The 18,875-nt window shown below is 72.8% G+C and carries 18 protein-coding genes; 11 read left to right on the forward strand and 7 right to left on the reverse strand.

The genetic code is table 11. From position 1 onward, the window contains the following. Positions 1 to 24: 24 nt before the first annotated feature. Both F1721_RS22270 and F1721_RS22275 read left to right on the forward strand, forming a co-directional pair. Positions 25 to 1,005: a LysR family transcriptional regulator gene (locus tag F1721_RS22270; protein WP_150068688.1), complete on the forward strand. Its 981-nt coding sequence runs from the start codon at positions 25 to 27 to the stop codon at positions 1,003 to 1,005. A 21-nt stretch (positions 1,006 to 1,026) separates the two neighbouring features. Continuing rightward, a complete protein-coding gene (locus F1721_RS22275; RefSeq protein WP_150068689.1) occupies positions 1,027 to 1,431 on the forward strand; it encodes a VOC family protein in 405 nt (134 codons plus the stop codon). On the opposite strand, the gene F1721_RS22280 is transcribed toward F1721_RS22275, so the two are convergent. Continuing rightward, positions 1,421 to 1,834, reverse strand: coding sequence for an organic hydroperoxide resistance protein (locus tag F1721_RS22280; RefSeq protein ID WP_150068690.1), 414 nt, complete (start codon positions 1,832 to 1,834; stop codon positions 1,421 to 1,423). The two genes, F1721_RS22275 and F1721_RS22280, sit on opposite strands and share 11 nt — an antisense overlap. Before the next feature lie 190 nt (positions 1,835 to 2,024). Between F1721_RS22280 and F1721_RS22285 the strand changes: the two genes are divergently transcribed. From F1721_RS22285 to F1721_RS22310, 6 genes are all read left to right on the forward strand, one after another. Further along, positions 2,025 to 3,164, forward strand: coding sequence for an ATP-NAD kinase family protein (locus tag F1721_RS22285; RefSeq protein WP_150068691.1), 1,140 nt, complete (start codon positions 2,025 to 2,027; stop codon positions 3,162 to 3,164). Next, on the forward strand, positions 3,161 to 4,156 hold the full coding sequence (locus F1721_RS22290) for a thiamine pyrophosphate-dependent dehydrogenase E1 component subunit alpha (RefSeq protein ID WP_150068692.1): 996 nt from the start codon (positions 3,161 to 3,163) through the stop codon (positions 4,154 to 4,156). Before F1721_RS22285 ends, F1721_RS22290 begins: the two co-directional genes overlap by 4 nt. A gap of 163 nt (positions 4,157 to 4,319) precedes the next feature. Then, the gene (locus F1721_RS22295; protein WP_150068693.1) at positions 4,320 to 5,333 is read left to right on the forward strand and encodes an alpha-ketoacid dehydrogenase subunit beta; all 1,014 of its coding nucleotides are present in this window, start codon (positions 4,320 to 4,322) and stop codon (positions 5,331 to 5,333) included. 2 nt (positions 5,334 to 5,335) lie between these two features. Then, the gene (locus F1721_RS22300; protein WP_150068694.1) at positions 5,336 to 6,451 is read left to right on the forward strand and encodes an acetoin dehydrogenase dihydrolipoyllysine-residue acetyltransferase subunit; all 1,116 of its coding nucleotides are present in this window, start codon (positions 5,336 to 5,338) and stop codon (positions 6,449 to 6,451) included. A gap of 96 nt (positions 6,452 to 6,547) precedes the next feature. Beyond that, a complete protein-coding gene (locus F1721_RS22305; protein ID WP_150068695.1) occupies positions 6,548 to 6,733 on the forward strand; it encodes a hypothetical protein in 186 nt (61 codons plus the stop codon). 74 nt (positions 6,734 to 6,807) lie between these two features. Further along, positions 6,808 to 7,965: an esterase-like activity of phytase family protein gene (locus tag F1721_RS22310; RefSeq protein WP_150068696.1), complete on the forward strand. Its 1,158-nt coding sequence runs from the start codon at positions 6,808 to 6,810 to the stop codon at positions 7,963 to 7,965. Positions 7,966 to 8,017: 52 nt separating this feature from the next. Here the strand turns inward: F1721_RS22310 and F1721_RS22315 are convergent, their stop codons facing one another. The 5 genes from F1721_RS22315 to F1721_RS22335 are packed head-to-tail and all read right to left on the reverse strand — an operon-like array spanning position 8,018 to position 15,152. After that, complete coding sequence (locus F1721_RS22315; protein ID WP_150068697.1) at positions 8,018 to 10,762, reverse strand: DUF5682 family protein; 2,745 nt, start codon at positions 10,760 to 10,762, stop codon at positions 8,018 to 8,020. Then, complete coding sequence (locus tag F1721_RS22320) at positions 10,759 to 11,871, reverse strand: ATP-binding protein (RefSeq protein WP_150068698.1); 1,113 nt, start codon at positions 11,869 to 11,871, stop codon at positions 10,759 to 10,761. The genes F1721_RS22315 and F1721_RS22320 overlap by 4 nt, the downstream gene beginning before the upstream one ends. Positions 11,872 to 11,902: 31 nt before the next feature. Further along, positions 11,903 to 13,270 (reverse strand): VWA domain-containing protein, encoded by a 1,368-nt coding sequence (locus tag F1721_RS35395; protein ID WP_150068699.1) that lies wholly within the window; start codon positions 13,268 to 13,270, stop codon positions 11,903 to 11,905. Beyond that, on the reverse strand, positions 13,267 to 14,676 hold the full coding sequence (locus F1721_RS22330; protein WP_150068700.1) for a hypothetical protein: 1,410 nt from the start codon (positions 14,674 to 14,676) through the stop codon (positions 13,267 to 13,269). The genes F1721_RS35395 and F1721_RS22330 overlap by 4 nt, the downstream gene beginning before the upstream one ends. Continuing rightward, on the reverse strand, positions 14,646 to 15,152 hold the full coding sequence (locus F1721_RS22335; RefSeq protein ID WP_246155242.1) for a hypothetical protein: 507 nt from the start codon (positions 15,150 to 15,152) through the stop codon (positions 14,646 to 14,648). Before F1721_RS22335 ends, F1721_RS22330 begins: the two co-directional genes overlap by 31 nt. A gap of 222 nt (positions 15,153 to 15,374) precedes the next feature. On the opposite strand from F1721_RS22335, the gene F1721_RS22340 reads away from it, so the two are divergent. Next, positions 15,375 to 15,956, forward strand: coding sequence for a hypothetical protein (locus tag F1721_RS22340; protein ID WP_150068701.1), 582 nt, complete (start codon positions 15,375 to 15,377; stop codon positions 15,954 to 15,956). Positions 15,957 to 16,197: 241 nt separating this feature from the next. On the opposite strand, the gene F1721_RS22345 is transcribed toward F1721_RS22340, so the two are convergent. Next, a complete protein-coding gene (locus tag F1721_RS22345) occupies positions 16,198 to 16,659 on the reverse strand; it encodes a MarR family winged helix-turn-helix transcriptional regulator (protein WP_246155243.1) in 462 nt (153 codons plus the stop codon). A 119-nt stretch (positions 16,660 to 16,778) separates the two neighbouring features. Here F1721_RS22345 and F1721_RS22350 point away from each other — a divergent pair, with 119 nt between their 5' ends. Both F1721_RS22350 and F1721_RS22355 read left to right on the forward strand, forming a co-directional pair. Further along, positions 16,779 to 17,957, forward strand: a complete 1,179-nt coding sequence (locus tag F1721_RS22350) for a glycosyltransferase (RefSeq protein ID WP_150068702.1) — start codon at positions 16,779 to 16,781, stop codon at positions 17,955 to 17,957. A 54-nt stretch (positions 17,958 to 18,011) separates the two neighbouring features. Further along, a complete protein-coding gene (locus F1721_RS22355) occupies positions 18,012 to 18,851 on the forward strand; it encodes a metallophosphoesterase family protein (RefSeq protein WP_150068703.1) in 840 nt (279 codons plus the stop codon). The last annotated feature ends 24 nt before the right edge of the window (positions 18,852 to 18,875 follow it).

The following is an 18,875-nucleotide window of genomic DNA, read 5'->3' on the forward strand; positions in this document are numbered from 1 at the left end:
CCCCGCGCGGAGGACGATGCCGGTATGGAGATCCGCCAACTGGAGTACTTCCTCGCGGTCGTCGAGCACAACGGCGTGAACCGCGCGGCGCAGCAGCTGCACATCGCGCAGGCCTCGCTGTCGCAGAGCATCCGCCAGCTGGAGCGCGAGCTGAAGCTGCCGCTGTTCCACCGCACGGGCCGCAACCTGGTGCTCACCTCGGCCGGTGAGCTGCTGGTCGAACCGGCGCGCAAGGTGATCCGGGACGTGCTGGCGGTGCGCGACATCATGCGCGGAGCGCGCGAGCTGCAGGTCGGGTCGATCACCATCGGCACGATGCCGGAGATGTCCAGCGACGCGGTCGCGGCGTGGAGCGCGTCGTTCACGAAGCTGCACCCGGGCATCCGGCTCGACCTGGTGGAGCACGCCAGCGCGGCGGAGCTGTGCGAGGAGGTGGCGGCGGGCACCTGCGAGCTCGGCTTCACCACCTTCCCGGTCGCGGCGGAGAACCTCACCAAGGTCGACCTGGCCGTCCAGCGGCTCCTCCTGGTGATGCCGCCCGGCACGGCGGGGGTCGACCCGTCGGCACCGCACGACCTCGCCCGGCTCGACGACGTGCCGCTGGCGGTGAGCAGCTCGGCGCACCGCGAGAACGACGCCGTGACGGCCGTGCTGCGCCAGGAATCGGTCGCACCCCGGATCGTCGCGCGCGTCCCCAACCGCCACGCGCAGCTGACGCTGGTGCTCAACGGCGCCGCCAGCGCGTTCCTCCCGCTGCGGATGGCCGCGGCGGCGGCGCGCAGCGGGGCCGTGGTGGTCGAGACCCGTCCGGAGGTGCGCAGGCCGTTCGGCATCGTGCACCGCGACGGGAGCCTCACCCCGGCGGCGCAGAGCCTGGTGATCGAGAGCAGCGCCACCCTCGACCGCTGGAACGAGCTGATCGCCGACTTCCAGGGCCAAGGCCTGACGCTGCTCGACGCCACACTGCGCGCCGACGACGAACTCCACGCCCGCGGGATCTCCTGATCTGCGAAGTACTCTCGGGCGGTGCGGATCGATCTTGTCACCGTCGTCGTGGCCGACTACGACGAGGCCATCGGGTTCTTCGTCGGCGCGCTGGGTTTCGAACTCGTCGAGGACTCCCCCTCGCTGACCAACGACGGCCGCCCGAAGCGCTGGGTGGTGGTCCGGCCGCCCGGTGGCGGCACGGGCGTGCTGCTCGCTCAAGCGGACGGTGCGCGGCAGGCCGCCGCCGTCGGCGACCAGGTCGCCGGGCGGGTGGGGTTCTTCCTGCGGGTGGACGACTTCGACGTGGCCTTCGACCGGATGGTGGCGGCGGGCGTGCAGTTCGTGTCCCGGCCCCGCACCGAGCCCTACGGGCGGGTCGCGGTGTTCCTGGACGTCGCGGGCAACCGCTGGGACCTGCTCGGCCCGGCCCCGCTCACTCGATGACCAGCTCGACCGGGATGTTGCCGCGGGTCGCGTTCGAGTACGGGCAGACCTGGTGCGCCTGCTCGACCAGCTCGCGGCCGGTGGCCTCGTCGACGGACTCGGGCAGCTCCACCCGCAGCACGACGGCCAGCGCGAAGCCCTCGCCCTGCTTGCCGATGTCGACCTCGCCGGTCACCGCGGCGTCGCCGAGGTCGATCTTCGCCCGGCGGCCGACCACGCCGAGCGCGCTGGCGAAGCAGGCGGCGTAACCGGCGGCGAACAGCTGCTCCGGGTTGGTGCCCCGGCCGCTGCCGCCCATCTCCACCGGCACCGCCAGCTGCAGGTCCAGCTTGCCGTCGGAGCTGACGGCGCGACCGTCCCGGCCGTGGGTGGCGGTGGCGACAGCGGTGTAGAGCGCGTCCATGGGAACCAGCCCTTCCCCGGGGTGCGGGTCGTCGTGCGGTCCCATCCTCACGCGTCGCGGAGCCCGTCGCCAGGAGAGCCGCGGCTGCAACCCCCTGCAACCCTTGCCCCGCCGGATCGCAGGGCGTGTGCTGGAGAGGTCCGCGGTGTGACGCGAGTTACACCGCGACGGCTGGCAGCGGGAGGCGGTCGTGGAGCAGAGCGGCTCGGGCAACGGGCACCACCCCTGGCGGCCCGGCACGGCGCGGCGCCGGGACGCGGCGATCGGGGTGGTCGTCAACCCCCTCTCGGGCCGGGACATCCGGCGGGTGGTGGCCCAGGCGTCGGTGTTCCCCAACGCCGAGAAGGCCAACATGGTGCTGCGCATGGTGGCCGCCGCCGGAGCGCTCGGCCTCGGCCGCGTGCTGGTGTCCACCGACGACTTCGGCGTCGCCGCCGCCGTGCTGCGGGGCTCCCGGCAGCACGCCGCCGCGGACCGGTGGCCGGAGCTGACCTTCTGCGAGCTCGACCCCCTGACCGGGACCGCCCGGGACACCAAGCAGCTCGTGCGGCGGATGCGCTCCGAAGGCGCGGGCGTGATCGTCGTGCTGGGCGGCGACGGGACGGTGCGGGCGGCTGCGGGCGAGGTCGGTGAGACCCCGCTGCTCCCGCTGAGCACGGGCACCAACAACGCCTTCCCGCAGGTGTGGGAGGCGACGGTGGCCGGTGTCGCTGCGGCGCTGGTCGCGCGCGGCGACGTCGACGTGCGCAGCGCGACGCGGCGGGCGAAGGTGCTGGAGGTGCAGTGCGGGACCGCCACCGAGCTGGCGCTGGTCGACGTGTGCGTGTCGGCGAGCGCGCAGGTGGGCGCGCGAGCGCTGTGGAAGCCCGAGACGTTGCGCGAGCTGTACTGCGCCTTCGCCGAGCCTCACGCGATCGGCCTGTCCAGCGTCGCCGGGCAGCTGCTGCCGACCACGCGCGAGGAGCCGCACGGCGTGGCCGTGCACTTCGCCGGTGAATCCGAGCCGCAGCACCGCGTGCTGGCCCCCATCACACCGGGCAAGCTCACCGCCCTCGACGTCGCCGCCGTGCACCGCCTCCCGCTCGGGCGGCCGGTCACCAGCGCCGTGCCCGCGGGCACGGTCGCGCTGGACGGCGAGCGCGAGTGCGAGTTCGGCCCGGGTGATCAGGTGTCCGTGCGGCTGACCGACCGCGGGCCGCGCGTGCTCGACGTCCGGGCCGTGCTGGACGCGGCCGCCGCGCGCGGCCTGCTCCGCACCGACTCCCCCGAGGGCGCCACCGGGGTTGATTCGTGGCGCGTTCCACCGAGCGACGGAGGAAGCCACCGATGACCGAGACCGTGTCAGCGAAACCGGCCGGGGAACTCGACGAGGCCGGTCTGCTCGCCGCCTACCGCACGATGCGGACCATCCGCGCCTTCGAGGACCGGGTCCACCAGGAGTTCGCCAAGGGCGACATCCCCGGCTTCGTCCACCTCTACGCCGGGGAGGAGGCCTCGGCGACCGGGGTGTGCCAGCACCTCGACGACCGGGACTCGATCGCCAGCACCCACCGCGGCCACGGGCACTGCATCGCCAAGGGCGTGGACGTCCGCGAGATGATGGCCGAGATCTACGGCCGCCGGACCGGGTCCTGCCACGGCAAGGGCGGCTCGATGCACATCGCCGACCTCAGCAAGGGGATGCTCGGCGCCAACGGCATCGTCGGCGGCGGGCCGCCGCTGATCTGCGGCACCGCGCTGGCCGCCAAGCAGCAGGGCACCGGCGGCGTCGGCGTGGCGTTCTTCGGCGACGGCGCCAGCAACCAGGGCACCACGCTGGAAGCGCTCAACCTCGCCTCGGTGTGGAACCTGCCCGCGATCTTCGTCGCGGAGAACAACGGCTACGCCGAGGCCACCTCGGCCACCTGGTCGGTGGCGGCGGACAACATCGCCGACCGCGCCGCCGGGTTCGGGATGCCCGGTGTCATCGTCGACGGCTTCGACTTCTTCGCCGTGCACGAGGTCGCCGGTGAGGCGATCGAGCGGGCGCGCAACGGCGGCGGCCCGACCCTGATCGAGGTCAAGTTCACCCGCTACTACGGGCACTTCGAGGGCGACCAGCAGGCCTACCGCGGTGACGAGGTGGCCCGCGCCCAGGAGCAGCAGGACTGCCTCAAGGCGTTCCGAAACCGCGTCACCACCTCGGGGGCGCTCGCCGGTGAGCAGCTCGACGAGATCGACCGCGACGTCGCGGCGCTGATCGAGGAATCCGTCGAAGCGGCGCTGGCGGCACCGAAACCCACCCGCGAGGACCTGGAAACCGACGTATACATCTCCTACTGAGCCAGTTTTCGTCCTGGTCCTTCACGCAGCCGCGACACCTGACCGCTATGACACGCAAGTCGCCGCCAAGCGCCGCCAGGCGCTTCCGGGCCCACCCTCGCAACTCGCACCGCCGCGGGTTCTCAGCGTCCGGGAATACCTCACTGACACGGGGAAGGTTCACATGGCACGCAGCATCAGCTACCGGGAAGCGCTCAACGAGGCGCTCGTGCAGGAGATGGAACGCGACAGCAGCGTCGTCGTCCTCGGCGAGGACAACGCCGGGGGCGCCGGTGCGCCCGGCGAGCAGGACGCCTGGGGTGGCGTTCTCGGTGTCACCAAAGGGCTTTACGACCGCTTCCCCGGCCGGGTCCTGGACACGCCGATCAGCGAATCGGCCTTCATCGGCGCCGCGATCGGCGCGGCCACCCGCGGTCTGCGCCCGGTCGCGGAGCTGATGTTCATCGACTTCATGGGCGTGTGCTTCGACCAGATCTTCAACCAGGCGGCCAAGTTCCGGTACATGTTCGGCGGCAAGGCGGTCACCCCGGTGGTCATCCGCACCATGTACGGCGCGGGGCTGAACGCCGCCGCGCAGCACTCGCAGGCCCTGTACCCGCTGTTCACCCACATCCCGGGCCTGAAGGTCGTCCTGCCGTCCTCGCCGTACGAGGCGAAAGGCCTGATGGTGCAGGCGATCCGGGACGACGACCCGGTGATCTTCTGCGAGCACAAGGCCATGTACGACGTCGTCGGCGACGTGCCCGAGGAGCCCTACGCGATCCCGTTCGGCGAGGCCAACTTCGTGCGCGAGGGCGAGGACGTCACCGTCGTGGCGTTCGGCCGGATGGTCCCGGTCGCCGCCGAAGCCGCCGACGAGCTGGCGAAGTCCGGGGTGGAGTGCGAGGTCATCGACCCGCGCACCACCAGCCCGCTGGACACCGACAGCATCCTGGAGAGCGTCGAGAGCACCGGGCGCCTGGTGGTGGTCGACGAGGCCACCCCGCGCTGCAACCTCGCCACCGACGTCTCCGCCCTGGTGGCGAAGGAGGCCTTCGGCAGCCTGCGGGCGCCGGTCGAGATGGTCACCGCGCCGCACACGCCGGTGCCCTTCAGCGACGCGCTGGAGTCCCTGTACATCCCGGACTCCCAGCAGGTGGTCAACGCGGTCAAGAAAGTCACGAGCTGGGAGCGCTGAGCATGACCGACGAGCGGATCCGCCGGATCAAGATGCCCAAGTGGGGGCTGTCGATGACCAGCGGCACGATCACCGACTGGCTGGTCGCCGAGGGCGACGAGATCACCGACGGCACCGAGCTGGCCGAGATCGACACCGACAAGATCGCCGGGACCCTGGAGTCCCCGGAGGAGGGGGTGCTGCGCGGCGTCGTGGTCGCCGCCGGGGAGTCCGCCCCGGTGGGCGGCACCATCGCGATCGTCGCCCCGGCCGAGGTCCCCGACGCCGAGGTCGAAGCCGCGGTCGCGGAGGCCAAGGAGCAGCTGGCCAGCGGCGCGGTCGAGGAGGCCGCCGGACCGGTGACCGGTGAGGTCGAGGTCGGCGGGCGGAACCTGTCCTACGCCACGATGGGCGACGGCCCCGATGTGGTGGTGCTGGTGCACGGCTTCGGCGGGGACAAGAACTCCTGGCTGTTCGTCCAGGAGCCGCTGGCCGAGGGCCGCACCGTGCACGCCCTGGACCTGCCCGGGCACGGCAGCTCGACCAAGGACGTCGGCGACGGCGGTCTGGACGAGCTGGCCGGTGCGGTGATCGGCTTCCTGGACGCGCTGGGCGTCGAGCGGGCGCACCTGGTCGGGCACTCGCTGGGCGGCGCGGTCGTGACCGCCGCGGCGGCCCGGACACCGGACCGGGTCCGCTCCCTGACGCTGGTCGCCCCGGCCGGGTACGGCACCGAGGCGAACGCCGACTACCTGCGCGGGTTCGTCGAGGCCAGCACCCGGCGGGAGCTCAAACCGCACCTGCGGGCCCTGTTCGCCGACGAGTCGCAGGTGACCCGCCAGCTCGTCGACGACCTGCTGAAGTTCAAGCGCATCGACGGCGTCCAGGACTGCCTGCGCGCACTGCTGGGCACGCTCCTCGACGGCGACAAGCAGGCCATCGACGCGGCTTCGCTGCTGGCCGGGGTCGCCGTGCCCACCGCGGTGGTGTGGGGTGCCCAGGACCAGGTCCTCCCGGTGGCCGACCCGTCGGCGTTCGGCGAGGGCGTGCAGATCCGGGTCGTCGAAGGCGCGGGACACATGGTGCACATGGAGAACCCGGCGGCGATCCGCGAGGCGGTCGAGTCGCTGCTCGGCTAGCACCGCGGCGGCCGGGTGCGGCCTCACCCGGCCGCCGCGACCTGTTCGGGGCAGCCGGTCAGCGGCCCGCCCGGCGCCTCTGCCACCATTCGGGGCATGGACGAGGTCGACGAGGCACGCCTGCGGGCGGGCGCGACGAAGGCCGTGTGCGCGCACATCGGCATCGGCTCCGACGAGCGGGAGGCGAGGATCGCGCGCGACCGGCTCGACCGCACCCTGGCCGCCTACCGGGTGGCCCTGCTGCGCGAAGCCCCGACCCCCGGAACCCCCGCACCGCGCTGACCGGCGTCACCGCATCCGGCGATGCGGTGCATCGAGGCCTGCGCGGACCGGGCGGCTCCACGACGATCTCCGGCATGAACCGTGGTTTCCCCGCTCGACGTGCGGCCGTGGCCGCCCTGGCAGCGCTGCCGCTGCTGACCGCGTCCCCCGCGGGCGCGGCACCTGCTCCGCCCGGAGACGAAGTCCGGTTGCTCGGCGAGGCGATCGTGCCCCACCGGCTCGACCACCGGGGTACGACGGTGGGCGGGCTGTCCGGCATCGACCGCAACCCGTGCACCGGCGAGTACGTGCTGATCAGCGACGACCGCTCCTACCTCCAGCCCGCGCGCTTCTACACCGCCGACTTCCGCGTGGACGAGCACGGCGTCGGCCCGGTCGAGTTCACCGGCACCGCCCCGTTCCGGCAGCCCGACGGCACCACCTACCCGGCGCCCACCGCCCACGACGGCAACGCGGTCGACCCCGAGGACGTCCGGGTGGACCCGCGGACCTGCCAGTACTGGTGGGCGCAGGAGGGCAACCGCCCGAAGACCCCGACCTCGCCGGACCCGGTGATCCAGCCCTCGGCGCTGAAGACCGACGACACCGGGCGGCACCTCGGGCAGCACCCCCTCCCGCCGAACTACGAGATCACCCGGGACGAGCGCGGTCCGCGGCGGAACCTGGTCGTCGAGGCCATCACCTTCGACCGCACCGGATCGGTGCTCACCAGCGCGCTGGAGGGGCCGCTGCTCCAGGACGGACCGCTGCCGACCACCGAGCACGGCGCGCTGACCCGCATCACCGGGCAGACCAGGACCGGCGAGGTGCTCAGCCAGCACGCCTACCCGCTCGAACCGGTCTTCGCCGCGCCCCGGCCGGGCGGTCGGGCCGACACCGGGGTGCCCGCCGTCCTGGCCCACCCCGACGACCCGACCCGCTTCCTCGTGCTGGAGCGCACCTACGTCGACGGCGCCGGGTTCAAGGTCCGGCTGTTCGAGGCGACGACCGACGGCGCCACCGACGTCCAGCACGTGCAGTCCCTCCAGGACCGCCCGGTCCGGCCGATGCACAAGCGGCTGCTGGTCGACTTCGACGACCTGGACCTGTCCACGGTGGACAACCTGGAGGGCATGACCTGGGGCCCGCGGCTCCCCAGCGGCGAGCGCACCCTCGTGCTGGTCAGCGACGACGGCTTCCACCCGCAGGAGGTCACCCAGATCATCGCGCTCGCCCTCCCCGGCGAGAGCTGAACCCGGACCACCGGTGCCCCGCTGCCGATCGGCGGCGGGGCACCGCGCTGCATCACGCCCCGGTCAGGAGCAGGTGGAGGGCCTGCGCTGTGGCCGGGTGCTGATCGAGCAGCTCCGCTCCGCGCGGTTCGGGGTCGGCTGACCCCCACTCGCCGGTGCAGCCCAGGAGGTTCGCCACCGCGTTGCAGGTGTCCGGGTGGGTCGTCATCAGTTCGGCGCTGCGGGTGGGCCGGAGCGGGAGCGCCGGAGCGGGTTCGGACCGCCACGGCGGGGTCCACTCGTCCAGGGCGGCGAGGGTGCTCGGGAAGACGCGGCCCGCTTCGCGGATCAGCCGCGGGGCGAGGTCCGCTCCGTTCGCCCGGAGGGTGGTGATCAGGCTCGGCAGCCACGGGAGCAGGATCGGGTCCGGCAGCCTGCTGAAGGCGTTGGACACCGACTCCACCGCGAAGTCCACCAGGCTCGGCACCGGTTCCAGGGCGTGCAGGAAGCCGCTGAGGTAGCGCGGGTAGGTGGGCACCACCAGCGGGTTGCCGAGCAGGTCCGCGCAGCGCTGCCGCAGCTCCGCCCGGGACAGCCGCCCCAGGTGCACCTGAGCCGCCCACAGCAGCGCCAGCTTCTCCGGTTCCTCGGGGTGGGACTGCGCGAAGGCCAGCTCCAGCTGGGCGCGGTCGCAGCCCAGCGACAGCGCCAGACCCTCCATGTTGAACAGGAAGCCCAGCATCGCCGCGACCTGGTCGACGGTGGCGTCCTCGTCGGTGAACGCCGTCGGGAGCAGGGTGCAGTAGTGGGCGTAGCCGGTCTTGACGAACGACTCGATCCACCGCGGCAGCACCGGTTCGCTTGTCCGGTAGAAGGCCAGCAGTCGGCGCACGCGGCGCAGGACCGCGGGAGCCCCATCGACGCTGCGCTCGGCGGCGAGGACTTCCAGCGCTCGCACGCCCAGCTCGTTGGCGAGGCGGTGGCTGCGCAGGTACAGCGTCGCGTCCTCCACCGCCTCCAGCACCGACGCCGCCGTCGCCCGCGAGTCGTAGGCCGCGGTGCGCAGGCGCTGCTCCAGGACCTGCTCGATGCTGACGCCCTCGTAGCCGAGCTCGATGAGCGCCCGCTGGTGCGTGCCGAGCGCGAGGTCCCAGGACTCCTGGATCGGCTGCTCGCCCAGCCGCCGCTCCCCCATGATCGGCCGCGCCGCGCCGCGCGGCATCAGGCGGTGCAGCATCCACAGGACGTCGGAGCAGTGCGCCAGTTCCGGTTGGGCGGCGATGTCCAGCAGCGCGCGCTGCACACCGCGCTGCTCGAGCTTGAGGTTCAGCGGGGCGAGGCGGTCGTGGACGTCGCGCGCCAGCGGCGGCAGCGACTCGTAGCCGACGCGGCCGATGCGGTCGCCGCCCATCATGATCTCCACGAGGCGGCGCACGTCGCGGCGGCCCGGCACGACGTCCTTCTCGATGCAGGTGATCGCGGCGTCCTGGAAGTCGTAGGGCGTGGGCTTGGCCCGGTCGCGCATCCCCGCCAGCAGGATCGACGTCTCGAACACCGCGATGGCGTCCGCGGTGGACGCCAGGTAGCCGTTGCGCCGCGCGGCGCGCACGATGTCCACCGACCAGGTCAGCAGCTCCGCCTCGTCCAGGCGGTCCAGGACCGGCGGGCGCTGCAGGAAGCCGGAGAGCTTGTCCGCGGGCGCGGTCTGCGGTTCGGCGGCGGGCAGCTTCTTCGCTTGCTTCTTCGCCCCGGCCTGCCCGGCCAGCCGGAACGGCTGCACGCGGGTGCGCTTGACGTTCTTCGCCCACTCCGCCGCGGCGATCGACACCGAACCGGACGCCAGGCCGAACTGCGCCTCGATCGCGGCGTGGCTGGACGGGATCAGGCCGTGCTGCCACTTGCTGGCGGTGCGCGGGCTGATCTCGAAGGTGTCCGCGCCGTGCACACCGAACTCGGCGACGCGGCTGGCCGCGTGGAACGCGCCGCACACGTACAGGCAGTCCGCGGGATCGGTGCCGGTCGCGGCGAGGTGCTCGCGCATCCTGGTCCACATGTACCGCTCGCGGTCCTCGTCCACCCGCACCCGGTGCGGATCGCCCGGCGCCAGGCGGCGGAACAGGCTGCCGATCAGCAGCATCACCTGCCGGTAGGTGTCGTGGTCGCTGTCGCCGAGCGGGACCTCGACGTACTGGTGCCACCACTCCGACCAGTGCCGCACCTTGCCGTGGTGCAGCAGGTGCTCCTCCAGCTCCGCGAAGCGCGGCCGCAGGTCGCCGATCTCCATGCCGATCGCGTCGCCGTGCAGCGCGGCGTCCTCGTCGTCCGGCGCCCCGGGCTGGTCCCGGCGCGCGTCCCACTGGAAGACGTGGTCCGAGGAGCGGTCCACCAGCACGAGTTCCGCACCCGGGGTGTCCAGCGCGTAGGCGATCGCCTGGTACTCCGCCGAGGCCTCGGTGATCGGCGCGACCACCGACAGCGGCGACCACTCCAGCGGGAAGCCGTCGACCTCCGTCGCGAACGCCTGCACCGCCACCGGGAGCGTGCAGTTGCGCAGTTCGGTCAGCAGCGGGGCCATGTCCTCGCACAGCTCCAGGTAGACCACCTTCGGCTGCTTCTGTCGCAGCCGCCGCGCCATCGCGATCGCCGAGGCGGGCGAGTGGTGGCAGACCGGGAAGATCTCCAGCGGTTCCCGCGTCGCGCGGTCGACGTCGTCGACGATGCCCAGCAGGATGCCCTCCAGCGCGCCGGGCCCGTCGGCGAACGCCGCGGCGGCCTCCTTCAGCTGCGCCCGCAGCGCCCCGAAAACGCCCTCGCTCATGACAGGGTGGCGATCGCGTCGCGGCCGCCCTCCAGGAACTCCGGCCAGGAACCGCCTTCCGCCTTGCTGCGCGGCTCGACGACGCCGTGCAGGTACTTGTTCAGGATGGCCAGGTCCTCCGGTTCCCGCCGCGCCAGCGATCCGACCAGCGAGGATGCCAGGGTCCGGGCGGTCAGCTCGCGCTCGCCGAAGAAGTTGCTGTGCAGGATCGCGTCTTCGAGCACGCCGATCTGCTCGGCGGTGGACAGCGCCGACTCCAGCTTCTCGTCGTCGCTGCCCGCCGCGGCCGCGGAGTCGCGCAGGTCGGCGAAGCTGCGCAGCAGCACGTCCAGCAGCGTCGGCGGCACGTCCAGCTCGATCTGGTGGCGGCGCAGCAGCTCCTCGGTGCGGAACCGGACGATCTCCGCCTCGCTCCTCTTGTTCGTCACCACCGGGATCCGCACGAAGTTGAAGCGGCGCTTGAGCGCCGAGGACAGGTCGTTGACGCCGCGGTCGCGGCTGTTGGCGGTGGCGATGATGGAGAAACCCGGCTTGGCGAAGACGATGTTGTCGTCGTCCAGCTCCGGCACCGAGATGTACTTCTCGGACAGGATCGAGATCAGCGCGTCCTGCACATCGCTGGTGGAGCGGGTGAGCTCCTCGAACCGGCCGATCGCACCGGTCTCCATCGCGGTCATGATCGGCGACGGGATCATCGACTCCCGCGACTGGCCCTTGGCGATGACCATGGACACGTTCCACGAGTACTTGATCTGGTCCTCGGTGGTGCCCGCGGTGCCCTGCACGACCAGCGTCGAGTTCCGGGAGATCGCGGCGGCCAGCAGCTCGGCCAGCCAGCTCTTGCCGGTGCCGGGATCGCCGATCAGCAGCAGGCCGCGGTCGGAGGCCAGCGTGACGATGGCCCGCTCGACGAAGCTGCGGTCGCCGAACCACTTCTGCGGGACCTCGCGGTCGAGGCCGTCGGCGCGCTCGGAACCGAGGATGAACAGCCGCACCATCTTCGGCGACAACCGCCAGGCGAACGGCTTGGGACCGTCGTCGATGGATTCCAGCCAGTCCAGCTCCTCCGCGTACTTGATCTCGGCGGGAGCGCGCAACAAGTCGGACATTCTCAAGGCCTTTCTCGGTGGTGGGCTGGCTTCACGCCAGGAACGTCTTGAGCTCGTGGACGAGCTTGCGGATGTGGCCGGAGATCACCGGTGCGCCCAGGTCCTTGAAGCGCTGCCGGAACCACGGGTTGACGCTGCCGCGACCGGAGCTGGTCACCGAACCGACCGGGATGAACTTGGCGCCGGAGCGGTGGATGGCGGCCATGCTGTTGAACAGCGGTTCGGCCGACCACTCGTAGAAGTCGGAGATCCACACCACCGCGGTGTTGCGCGGTTCGGCGATCTTCGGCCGGGCCAGCGCCATGGCGACCTCGCCGTTGGTGCCGCCGCCGAGCTGGGTGCGCAGCAGGGCCTCGAACGGGTCGTGCACCCACGGCGTGAGGTCGAGCGCCCGGGTGTCGTAGGCGATCAGGTGCACGTCCACCTTCGGCAGCCCGGCGAAGATCGATGCGAGAATGGTGCAGTTCACCATCGAGTCGACCATCGACCCGGACTGGTCGACCACGACGATCAGCCGCTGCGGCGTCGTCTTGCGGGCGGTGCGGCGGTAGAAGAGGCGGTCGACGTAGAGCCGCTCCTCCTCCGGGTCCCAGTTGGTGAGGTTCTTCCAGATCGTGCGGTCGAGGTCGAGGTTGCGGAACACCCGCTTCGGCGGCACGGACCGGTCCAGCTCGCCCACCGGCGCCTTCTCCACCTGGGTGCGCAGCACCTCGGCGACCTCGTCGACGAACCGCCGGATCAGGTCCTTGGCGTTGGCCAGCGCCACCCCGGACAGGTCGTCCTTGTCCCGCAGCAGCTGCTCGACCAGCGACATGCTCGGGGTCAGCTGCGCGGCGAGGTCGGGATCGGCCAGCACCTCGCGCAGGTGCATCCGGTCCACCAGGTCCGCTTCGACGGCACCGAGTTCCGGGCCGATCTCCGGGATCAGCCGCCCGAGGTCGGGTGTCGTGCCGCCGCCGGTGCCGGTCGGGCTCGGGCCGCGACCGCCGCGCAGACCGCCCGGTTGGCAGCCCAGCGCCCGCTCCAGCCAGCCCGCGTCGGACTGCCAGCGCGACAGCTGCTCGGCGGTGACCGCGCCGGGCCCGGTGTCGAAGACGTTGAGCAGCACCTTCGACACCAGCGCCGCGCGCCGCACCTCGGCGGCCCGGTCCCGATCTCCGTCCGATGTGGACTCGGGGATCATCAGGCCGTCGAACTCCGCGGCCAGCTCGGGGTGGCGCTGCACGAGCGAGTCGACCGAGGTCCACGGGTCCAGCAGCGCGGGTGGCAGGCCGACGTCCTCGACGACGGCCAGGCTCGCCGACTCCAGGCCCGCCTGCTCCTCGCGGTCGAAGAGCCGGGCCAGCAGCCGCCAGTACAGCAGCTGGCGGCGGTTGTCGTGGGCGGTCTCCTCGGTCATTTCCGCAGCAACCTCCCCGCGCGCTCGCGCAGCACCTTCGCGGCGTCGGTGGCGGCCTTCTCCGCTTTGGCACCGGCTTTGTCGGTCGTGCCCCCGGCCCAGGCCCCGGCGTGGACCGCGACGGCCTTCTTCCGCTTGGTGGTCTCGACCGCGAGGGGCTGCAGGTGGAAGCTCCCGGCGTCCCACCGGAGCAGGCCGATGCAGGCGTTCGACGCCGCGACCGCTTCGGCGGTGAGCGGGCTGGCGGTGGGGATGCGGTCGGCGTCGACCGCCAGCTCGTGCTCGGCGACGGTGAACGTCAGCCCGTCGTCGTCGGATCGCACGGTGTAGCCCTCCAGGAAGACCGGTACGGCGATGCGCGCCGGGTGCCGGTCCAGGGGTGCGGTGGTCGGCGCCGTCGCGGACTGCAGGGCCACCCGGGCGGTGGCGAAGGCGTCCGCCGGTTCGCCGTTACGAGCGTGCTCGTCGCTCCAGATCAGGTCGCCCTCGGCGGTGATCGGCATCTCGGCGAGGTCCATCGACAGGCCTTCGCCGACCGCGGACAGCAGCGACAGGTGCGGGCGGAGCAGCTGCCACAGACCGGCCCCGACCACGGTGTCCGGTTTGGACACCGACGCGCTGGCCCGCACCAGGCGGGGCTCACCCCCGTCAGCGGGCTCGAACACCGCGTGGACCTGCGCCTGCACGGCGGTCGCGTGCTCCTGCACGTCGACGCCCAGCGGCAGGACGCGACCGGTCGCCGTGCCTGTCACCGGCACCTCGGCGGCCCCGGGCACCGTCAGCAGCATCGCGCGCGACCACAGGTCCGCCCAGCGGCGCTCCGGGACACGTTCCAGGGCCGCGCCCGGGCAGGACGCGGCGAGTTCGGCTGAGAAGCCGTCGAGCAGCGCCGCCAAGCGACGCAGCGCCGGGTCCGGCAGCATCGCGGAGACGACCTGCGCCGCCCCGGACACCAGGTCGTGGTCGATACCGCGCCAACCGGATCGCGCCAGATCGCAGAGCCAGGAGCGAGCCGCGGCCAGCAGGTTCACCGGCGGCGAATCGCTCGGGGCGGTGGCGGTTTCGCCGCTTTCGGCCCGGCCGGTCGCCTCCGCGATGCGGCTCATCAGCGCGTCGTGAGCGGAGCCGAGCAGCGCGGTGCGCGCGGCGGCGAGGGCGGTGAAGTGGTCCTCGCCAGCGGCTCCGGCCACCGCCTTGTCGGCCACTTCCGCGACCGCCTCGGCCAGCGGTGTCGCGGCCACGGCTCCGGCGAGCTCGGCCAGGTCACCGGCATCGGGGCGCAGCAGGCCGCCGGTGAGGGCGCGGTCGAAGGCGTCGACGGCTGCCAGGGCTTCGTCGAGGCCCGCGACGGGTTCGGCCAGCAGATCGGCGCGCATCACACCACCGCCCTGGTCGGCGGGAACCACTGCATCTCCGGCAGCGGCGCGGTGGTCGGCGGCAGCTCCAGGTAGGCGAGGTGGCGCAGGAACCGGCTGAACACCGGTGCGGCGGTGCTGGCGTCGCCCTGCTCCGGCCTGGTCGCGGTCATGGCCTCGGTGATGGCCTGCGCGGTCGGTTCCTCGTCGGTGACCTCGACCTTGAGGTAGCGGGCGACCCGCTCGCCGCCGTACTGCAGCACCGCTTCGGCCAGCAGGGCGCGGATGTGGTTGCAGAACGAGCCGCGCGCGCCGCCGCAGGGCCGGTTGTTGTTGGTGCTGCAGGTGAACGCGTAGCTCCCGGCGGCCACCGACGAGACGTAGACCCGCTCGATGTCCGAGCCGCTGGACACCACACCCTGCAGGCGGCCGTCCGCCAGCTCCGCGAACGGGACCTTGGCCAGCTTGCGCGGCCGGGCGGGCGGGACCACCCGCGTCGTGCTCGACCGCTCCCACTCTTGCAACACACGATCTCCTGTGAACCGGGGGACGTCCAGCCGCGGTGACCGGACGTGAGGACCGTACTGGCGACCCCCGACACTCTTGATCAAGCCTCCCTCCACCGACCACAGTGGACTCCGGTCGGCGCAGGTCGCTGCTCCGCGCGGTGGATGCTGGCCCGATCCGGGAACCTCCCCGGTCGCGGGCCGCTACGCTGCGGCAGCCACGCACGAGGAGGTGCGCCGACCATGCGCGAGAGCGGTGAGCTGCCGTCCTTCGACGGCGTGCGCGACACGCTGGACCTGATCAGCTCGCTGTACGCCGAGCGGCCGCGCGACCGCGCCGACCTGCCGATGGTGTGCCTGGTCCGGCCGGAGGAGCACGAGAACCTGCTGCGGGCGATCTCGCAGCGGCTCGACGAGGCCAGGCCGCACCGCGTGCCGCACGCGCTGGTGGAGCTGGAGGGCCCGATCCGGCTTCCGCGCGACGCCGGGCCGGAGCGGGTGTCCGAGCCCGCGCACGCCGACGTCCAGCAGGTCCGGGACCTGCTGGTCGACATCGCCCACGAGCTCGCCCAGGCCCGCAACTCCCGCAGCGGGCGGTTGCGGTTCCCCCGGCTGTCATTGGCCGTGTGGCCGATGGCGCACGACGTGCGGGTCGGGGGCGAGAACACCCCGCGGCTGCTGCGCAGGCAGTTGCGGGAGCGCGGCATCGACCAGCGGATGTCGGGGGCGCTCGACGCGCTGGAGCGGCGCCCCCAGGACCTGCCGCTGTGGCTGCGGTGGGCGCCGGGGTTGATCGGCGCGCTGCGTGGTGGTCGCGCCGCGTGACCTCGGTGGTCGCGGTGATCGCCCTGCTGGCCGCGCTGACCACCGGGTACGCGGCGTGGAGCCACCAGCGCTGCGAACCGTGGCCCGGGCTGGACCCGTCGCTGACCAGGATCCGGTGGCGATCCTGCGGGTCGACGCCGACGGCGCGGTGGACCCGGACGTGGTCTGGTACTGCGCGCGGCGCGCCCGCCCGGTCACCTCGCTGGTCCCGCTCCCCTGCCCGGCCACCGGCTGACCGGGATCACCGGCCGGGCTGCGCGCTGCGCAGGCGCGCGAGCTCGGCCGTCGTCCTGCCGCGCACCAGGTCGATGAAGCGCAGGATCGCGGCGAGCTCGGCCTCGGTGAAGTCGACCAGGTCGTCCGCGGTGGAACCGGCGAGTTCCGCGTAGTAGGCGCGCAGCCGGTCCACCCCCTCGGCGGTGGCCTCGATGAGCACCTTGCGCCGGTCGCCGGGGTCGCGGACCCGCGCGATGCACCCGGCCTCGTCCAGCCGGTCGATCATGCGCGACACCGAGCCCGAGGTCAGCCCGACGTGCTTGGCCAGCTCCGCGGCGGTGGCCGGTCCGTGCGTGTTGAGCGCGTGCAGGCAGTCCAGATCGCTGAGCGTGACGCCCATCCGCTTGGCGATCTCGGCGTTGAGCTGCGACGTGGCGTTGCCCCAGTCCGGCAGGGCCGCCAGCACCGCGTCGACCGCACTTCCCACCTGGATGTCCTCTCGTTCCGGGGTTGCGGTGCGGACGCTAGCCCAAGTAACCTGCGCGGCGCAATTACTGCGTCGCGCAGTTGCTTCGTGGCGAATTCAGTTCGCGGTGGAGGTGCCGAGTGCGGGTGCTGCTGTCGACGATCGGGTCGCGCGGGGAGGTCCAGCCGGTGGTCGCGCTGGCGCTGCAGCTGCGCGCCCTCGGCCAGGACGTCCGGGTCTGCGCCCCGCCGGACTTCCACGACTGGATCGAGGGCCTGGGCATCCCGTCGGTCCCGGTGGGGCGGCGGATGCGCCCCGGCCGCGCGGGCTCGTGGGACCTGTCCACGCCCGAGGGGCGGAAGCGGGCGGCCGAAGACGCGGTGGCCGCCCAGTTCGACGCGCTGCCCGCGGCGGCCCGGGACCGCGACGTGCTCGTGGCGTGCGGGGCGCTGCAGGTCGCGGCGCGATCGGTCGCCGAACTCGCGGGGATCGACTACGTGCACGTCCACTACTGCCCGGTCACCCTGCCCTCCCCGCACCACGCGCCCGCCGCGTGGCCGGGATGGCCGACCGACGAGCGCGGTGACAACCGCGAGCGCTGGGTGCGCGACGAGCAGCTCTGGAACGACGTCTGGGGCCCCGCGCTCAACGCCCACCGCTCGGCGGTCGGCCTGCCACCGGTCACCGAGGTGCGCGATCACGTCCTCACCGACCGTCCGTGGCTGGCCGCCGACCCGGTGCTGGGCCCGTGGCCGGTCCCCGGCGATCCGGGCGTGCTCCAGACCGGCGCGTGGCTCCTGCCGGACGAACGCCCGCTCCCGGCCGAGCTGGAGTCCTTCCTCGACGCCGGTGAGCCTCCCGTCTACTTCGGACTCGGCAGCCGCAGCGCGGCGGCGGAGGACATCGACCGGGAGATGGTCGAGGCGGCTCGCGCGCTCGGGCGCCGCGCGATCGTCTCCCGCGGCTGGGCGGAGCTGTCGCCGCCCGATGGCGGGGCGGACTGCATCTCGATCGGCGACACCAACCACCGGGCGCTGTTCCAGCGGGTCGCGGCGGTGGTGCACCACGGCGGCGCCGGGACCACCACCACGGCCGCCCGGGCCGGTGCGCCCCAGGTCCTGCTCCCCCGGGTCTACGACCAGCACTACTGGGCCGACCGCGTGAGCCAGCTCGGGATCGGGACCGCGCAGGACGAGCTGATCACGGCGCTCAGCCGGGTCCTCGAACCCGATGTCGCCGACCGCGCCGCGGCGACCGCGGCCGCGGTGCGAACCGACGGGGCCCTGGTCGCCGCGCGCCACCTCGCGGCCACATCCTGAAACCTCCCCCGGCGGACCACCGTTCACGGACGAGATCGGATACGGTCCGGACACATGCGCCCCTCAACCGGTGAGCTCCTGGCCATCAGCGACCTGCACGTGGCGATGAGCGAGAACGCCGACATCGTCCGCAAGCTGCGCCCCCGCTCCGACCAGGACTGGCTGCTGGTGGCCGGGGACGTCGCGGAACGCGCCGACCAGATCGAGTGGGCGCTCGGCCTGCTCGCCGAGCGGTTCGCCAAGGTCGTGTGGGTGCCGGGCAACCACGACCTGTGGACCACGGCCAAGGACCCGCTGCAGCTGCGCGGCGAAGCGCGCTACCGCGAGCTGGTGCGGCGCTGCCGCGACCTCGGGGTCGTCACGCCGGAGGACGAGTTCCCCGTCTGGACCGGCCGGGGCGGCCCGGTCACCGTCGTCCCGCTGTTCGTGCTGTACGACTACACGTTCTTCCCGGAGGGCGCGTCGACCAAGGAGGAGGGGCTCGGCATCGCCCACGAGGCGGGGGTGGTGTGCACCGACGAATACCTGCTGCACCCCGATCCGCACCCGACGCGCGATGCGTGGTGCCGGGCCCGGCTGGAATACAGCGAGCGGCGGCTGGCCGAGTGCGACCCGGAGCTGCCGACCGTCCTGGTCAACCACTACCCGCTGGTGCGCGAGCCCACGGACGTCCTGTGGTACCCGGAGTTCGCGCAGTGGTGCGGAACCGTGCGCACGGCGGACTGGCACCTGCGCCACCGCGCGGCGGCGGTGGTCTACGGGCACCTGCACATCCCCCGCACGACCTTCCACGACGGGGTCCGCTTCGAGGAGGTCTCGGTCGGCTACCCCCGGGAGTGGAAGCGCCGCGGGCTGCCGGACGACGTGCTGCGGCCGGTCTTCCCCGAGGGGTAGCCGCTCCAGCTCCCTGCACCTGCG

The organism is Saccharopolyspora hirsuta, assembly GCF_008630535.1.
Taxonomy (GTDB): Bacteria; Actinomycetota; Actinomycetes; order Mycobacteriales; family Pseudonocardiaceae; genus Saccharopolyspora; species Saccharopolyspora hirsuta.